Origin of the sequence: Rhodoplanes roseus, assembly GCF_003258865.1 — a bacterium.
GTDB classification, from domain to species: Bacteria; Pseudomonadota; Alphaproteobacteria; order Rhizobiales; family Xanthobacteraceae; genus Rhodoplanes; species Rhodoplanes roseus.
Map to the genome: position 1 here is coordinate 1 of NZ_NPEX01000333.1, position 5,888 is coordinate 5,888.

Consider the following 5,888-nt stretch of genomic DNA (forward strand, 5'->3'; position numbering starts at 1 on the left):
GAAGGTCGCGGCGCTTTTCGTTTCAGGGCCGCCGGACGAAGAAGCCGTCGGCTTGGCGACCGGGGTTACGACTGAAGCCCCGGTCGAGGCGGCGTTCGGTGGCATAATACACGCAACTAGTATTAGAGTAATCCTCCGGGAACACGATTGCGGCGCAGTGTTGCCGTGCAACTACAGCTTTCAATCGGGACCGGTTGTACCCTCTTCCGGTAAGCAGAAGTTCGAGGTGCCCCGGCAGCAACGGCTAGGTCGGGTGGGGGAATTCGGTCCCGTTGCAGATCAGCAGGGCACCGACGAATCGGGAAGAGGGGGATTCCATGAAGACGATGTTGCTGGCGACCACGGCTCTGGTCGCGTTCGGAATTGGTTCGGCCATGGCGGCCGATCTGCGGCCGGCCTACAAGGCGCCGCCGCCTCCTCCGCCGGCGCCTGTCGCGTCGTGGAGCGGCTGCTATGTCGGCGCCGGTGCCGGCTACGGCATGTGGAACCAGGATCACAACGAGTACGACCTCGTCGGAGCTCCGATCTCGCTCTCCTCCACCTCGGGCGGCCGCGGCTGGTTCGGCACGGTCGGCGCCGGTTGCGACTACCAGTTCGCCCCGAGCTGGGTGCTCGGCGTGTTCGGCGACTACGACTTTGCCAGCCTCTCGGGCGACACGACCATCGCGAATGGTCTCGTCGGCGAGGAGAAGCTCAAGTGGCAGTGGGCCGTCGGTGGCCGGCTCGGCTACGTGGTGGTTCCGCAGCTCCTGGCCTATGTGTCCGGCGGCTACACGCAAGCTCACTTCGATGGCTATTCCGCCGGCTTCCCTGGAGTTCCTGCCGCGACCGTCTCCATCGACAGCCGCACCCGGGACGGCTGGTTCATCGGCTCCGGCTACGAGTATCAGCTCGGCTGGATTCCGGGCCTGACTTGGAAGACAGAGTACCGGTTCTCGGATTTCAGCTCGAAGACGGACACGATCTTCGATGTGACCGGCGCTCCGGTCGGCTACTCGGATTCGCACAAATACGTGCAGACGATCCGCAGCGAGCTGGTCTACCGCTTCAACTTCGGCGGCGCGGCTCCGGTGATGGCCCGGTACTGATCGATACGACCCGCGGGCGGCTCGTCCGACAGTTCGGCATCAGTAGGGTCGTGTTTGTGTTCAGGCCCCGGAGCATTCGCTCCGGGGCCTTTGTCTTGCCAGCAACCTCGTGCGGCTCCGGACCGCGTGGTTCGACCGAACCGCCCGCCGGGTGCCCTTCGCACCAATTCGCCGCCGTGTTGCCGCACAACTACAGCTTTCATTTCGGGCCGGACGTATCCTCTTCCAGGCAAGCAGAAGCTCGATGTGCCGCCACGGCAAGGGGAGTCGTCGCGGGGAGTTTCGTCCCGTTGCGACCAGCGGGGGCACCGCCGAAACGAACGAGGGGGATCCCGTGAAGAAGATGCTACTGGCGACCACGGCCGTCATCGCGTGCGGACTTGGTTCTGCAATGGCGGCCGATCTGCGGCCCGCCTACAAGGCCCCGCCCGCTCCGTCGGTCCTGCCCGTCGCTGCGTGGAGCGGCTGCTATGTCGGCGCCGGCGGCGGCTACGGCATGTTGAATCAGGATCACACGGAGTACTTCTCCAGCGGAGTTCCGGCCTCCTATTCTTCGACGACGGGCGGACGCGGCTGGTTCGGCACCGTCGGCGCGGGCTGCGACTACCAGTTCGCGCCGAGCTGGGTGGTCGGTGTGTTCGGCGACTACGACTTCGCCAGCATCTCCGGCGACCAAACCCTCTCGTTCAGCACCACGCCCTATACGGGCGAGGAAAAGCTCAAATGGGCGTGGGCCGCGGGCGGCCGGCTCGGCTATGTGGTGGTCCCGCAGCTCCTGGCCTACGTCTCCGGCGGCTATACGCAGGCTCATTTCGACGGATATACCGCGATCCAGATTGACGGGGCGGGATTGGGGAGACTCAACGTCGACAGCAACACGCGGAGCGGATGGTTCATCGGCTCGGGCTACGAGTATCAGCTCGGCTGGATTCCGGGCCTGACCTGGAAGACCGAGTACCGGTTCTCGGACTTCAAGTCCGAAACCGACCCCATCTATTCGCCCGGCTTCGTGGGTGTGGTCGCCTACACCGACTCGCACAAATACGTGCAGACGATCCGCAGCGAGCTGGTCTACCGCTTCAACTTCGGCGGCGCGGCTCCGGTGATGGCCAAGTACTGATCCGAGACCGTCAGCCGCCACCCCGGCGGCACTCGTCGCGAAGCCCCGGAGGCGATCCTCCGGGGCTTTTGCGTCACCGGGTGAACGGCCGCTCAGTATCGGGTGAATCCATTTTCATTCTTAAGCCGATTCCTTTGCACGAAACCGTTGTCGCGGCGCGGGAAGGCGCATAAATAGACCGTCTGGCCGCGGAGGATCCCGGGCCGGCCGGCTTGCTCCCGCTCCCCCTCAGGGGCTTCGCCCCGCGATCAGGACTCGTTCATGTCCCGCCAAGACGCGAACGCTCAATTCGCTCTCACCTCGTTCCTCTACGGCGGCAACGCCGCCTACATCGAAGACATGTACGCCCGATACGAGGCCGACCCCAAGGCGGTCGACACCGAGTGGCGCGTCTTCTTCTCGGGCCTCAAGGACAATTCGGCCGACGTGGTGCGCTCGACCCGCGGTGCCTCCTGGAAGGAGGCGCATTGGCCGGTGGTCGAGGAAGGGCCGATCCGCATCTTCGACACCGAGACCCATGAGGCCGCGACCCGGCTGCACGACCAGTTCGCCGCCAAGGCGCAGCACTACGGAGTCGAGCTTTCCTCCGCCGACGTGCAGCAGGCGACGCGGGACAGCTTGCACGCCCTGATGCTGATCCGCGCCTACCGCATGCGCGGCCATCTGCACGCCGACCTGGACCCGCTCGGCATGGAGCCGATCAAGGACCACGAGGAGCTCGACCCCAAGAGCTACGGCTTCACCCCGGCCGACTACGACCGCCGAATCTTCCTCGACCGCGTGCTCGGGCTCGAGTTCGGTACGCTGCGCCAGATCATCGCGATCCTGAAGCGCACCTACTGCCAGACGCTCGGCGTCGAGTTCATGCACATCTCCGACCCGCACCAGAAGGCCTGGCTGCAGGAGCGCATCGAGGGGCCCGACAAGGAGATTCACTTCACCCGCGAGGGCAAGCGCGCGATCCTCAACAAGCTGGTCGAGGCCGAGGGCTTCGAGAAGTTCTGCGACGTCAAGTTCACGGGCACCAAGCGGTTCGGTCTCGACGGCTCGGAATCGATGATCCCGGCGCTCGAGCAGATCATCAAGCGCGGCGGCGCGCTCGGCGTGAAGGAGATCGCGGTGGGCATGGCCCATCGCGGCCGCCTCAACGTTCTGGCTCAGGTCATGGCCAAGCCGCACCGAGCGATCTTCCACGAGTTCAAGGGCGGCTCGTTCACGCCCGACGAGGTCGAGGGCTCGGGCGACGTCAAGTACCACCTGGGCGCCTCGTCGGACCGCGAGTTCGACGGCAACAGCGTGCATCTGTCGCTCACCGCCAACCCGTCGCATCTCGAGATCGTCAACCCGGTCGTGCTCGGCAAGACGCGCGCCAAGCAGGACCAGCACGGCTGCACCACCGACGACCGCACCTGCGTGCTGCCGCTGCTGATCTCCGGCGACGCGTCGTTCGCCGGCCAGGGCGTGGTGGCGGAATGCTTCGGCCTCTCGGGCCTGCGCGGTCACCGCACCGGCGGCTCGATTCACTTCATCGTCAACAACCAGATCGGCTTCACCACCTATCCGCGCTACTCGCGCTCGTCGCCCTATCCGTCCGACACGGCCAAGATGATCGAGGCGCCGATCTTCCACGCCAACGGCGACGATCCCGAAGCGGTGGTGTTCGCGGCCAAGGTGGCGACCGAGTTCCGGCAGAAATTCCAGAAGCCGGTCGTCATCGACATGTTCTGCTACCGGCGCTACGGGCACAACGAGGGCGACGAGCCGTCGTTCACCCAGCCGCTGATGTACAAGAAGATCCGGTCGCACGAGACGACGCTGGAGATCTACTCGAAGAAGCTGTTCGCCGAAGGCATCGTGACGGACGGCGAGGTCGAGAAGATGAAGGCCGACTGGCGGGCCCGGCTCGACGCCGAGTTCGACGCCAGCCACGGCTACAAGTCCAACAAGGCCGACTGGCTCGACGGTCGCTGGGCCGGCATGAAGGTGGCGTCGCCGAGCGACGACCCGCGGCGCGGCAACACCGGCGTGGCGATCGAGCATCTGCGCGACATCGGCGAGAAGATCACGTCGGTGCCGCAGGGCTTCCAGCTCCACCGTACCATCCAGCGCTTCCTCGACGCGCGCCGCAAGGCGATCGAGACCGGCGAGGGCGTCGACTGGACGACCGCCGAGGCGCTGGCCTTCTGCAGCCTGCTGATCGACGGCCATCCGGTCCGCCTGTCGGGCCAGGACTCCGAGCGCGGCACCTTCTCGCAGCGCCACTCGGTGCTGATCGACCAGGAGAACGAGAACCGCCATACGCCGTTCAACTACGTCAAGCCCGGCCAGGCCCGCTTCGAGGTGATCAACTCGATGCTGTCCGAGGAGGCGGTGCTCGGCTTCGAGTACGGCTACTCGCTGGCCGAGCCGAACGCGCTGGTGTTGTGGGAAGGCCAGTTCGGCGACTTCGCCAACGGCGCCCAGGTGGTGTTCGACCAGTTCCTGTCGTCGGGCGAGCGCAAGTGGCTGCGCATGTCGGGCCTCGTCTGCCTGCTGCCGCACGGCTACGAGGGGCAGGGACCGGAGCACTCCTCGGCCCGTCTCGAGCGCTTCCTGCAGATGTGCGCCGAGGACAACATGCAGGTCGCCAACTGCACGACACCGGCGAACTACTTCCACATCCTGCGCCGGCAGCTCAAGCGCGACTTCCGCAAGCCGCTGATCCTGATGACGCCGAAGAGCCTGCTGCGCCACAAGCGTGCGACGTCGCGGCTCGAGGATCTGGCGGCGGGCACGACCTTCCACCGCCTGCTGCCCGACGATGCGGACGGACGTCACGCCGACACCGTCCGGCTCGCGCCGGACCGCAAGATCCGCCGTGTCGTGCTGTGCTCCGGCAAGGTCTATTTCGACCTCTACGAGGAGCGCGAGAAGCGCGGCATCGACGACATCTATCTGCTCCGCGTCGAGCAGCTCTATCCGTTCCCGACCAAGGCCCTGCTGGCCCGCCTCGGCCGCTTCAAGAACGCCGAGGTGGTGTGGTGCCAGGAGGAGCCCCGCAACATGGGCTCCTGGACCTTCGTCGAGCCTTATCTGGAATGGGTGATGAACCAGATCGGCGGCGAGTTCCGGCGTCCCCGCTATGTCGGGCGGCCGCCGTCCGCCGCCACGGCGACGGGCCTGATGTCGAAGCACCTGGCCCAGCTCAAGGCGTTCCTCGACGATGCGCTCGGCTGAGCCGTCGCGATCCTTTCTCGACCCCCGTGGCCGGACGTTCGCCCGGCCCGATGCGCCCCTCCGAACGAACCCCGATCCGCGCCGTCGCCCCCGCGTCCGCCGCCTGATCCTTGGATAAAGACGATGGTTGATATCCGTGTGCCCACCCTGGGCGAGTCCGTGACCGAGGCCACCATCGGCCGCTGGTTCAAGAAGGCGGGCGATTCGGTGTCGGTCGACGAGCCGCTGGTCGAGCTCGAGACCGACAAGGTGACGATCGAGGTGCCGGCCCCGGCCGCCGGCACGCTGTCGGAGATCGCCGTCGCCGACGGTGAGACCGTCGCGGTCGGCGCGCTGCTCGGCCAGATCGCGGAAGGTGCCGGCGGCGCCGCGCCCGCGCCCAAGGCCGAGAAGCCCGCGTCCAAGCCGGCCGCACCGCCGCCCGCGGCGGCGGCTCCGGCCGCAGCGCCCGCAGCCGCCAAGCA

4 protein-coding genes are annotated in these 5,888 nt (G+C 66.6%); all 4 read left to right on the forward strand.

Going from position 1 to position 5,888, the window contains the following annotated elements:
• Positions 1-317: 317 nt before the first annotated feature.
• On the forward strand, positions 318-1,088 hold the full coding sequence (locus CH341_RS27340) for an outer membrane protein (protein ID WP_111422114.1): 771 nt from the start codon (positions 318-320) through the stop codon (positions 1,086-1,088).
• A gap of 334 nt (positions 1,089-1,422) precedes the next feature.
• On the forward strand, positions 1,423-2,208 hold the full coding sequence (locus CH341_RS27345; RefSeq protein ID WP_146604645.1) for an outer membrane protein: 786 nt from the start codon (positions 1,423-1,425) through the stop codon (positions 2,206-2,208).
• A 261-nt stretch (positions 2,209-2,469) separates the two neighbouring features.
• Positions 2,470-5,424: a 2-oxoglutarate dehydrogenase E1 component gene (locus CH341_RS27350; RefSeq protein WP_111422116.1), complete on the forward strand. Its 2,955-nt coding sequence runs from the start codon at positions 2,470-2,472 to the stop codon at positions 5,422-5,424.
• Between the two features lie 123 nt (positions 5,425-5,547).
• The coding region (locus CH341_RS27355) for a biotin/lipoyl-containing protein (RefSeq protein WP_342635041.1) at positions 5,548-5,888 on the forward strand (341 nt) is incomplete at its 3' end.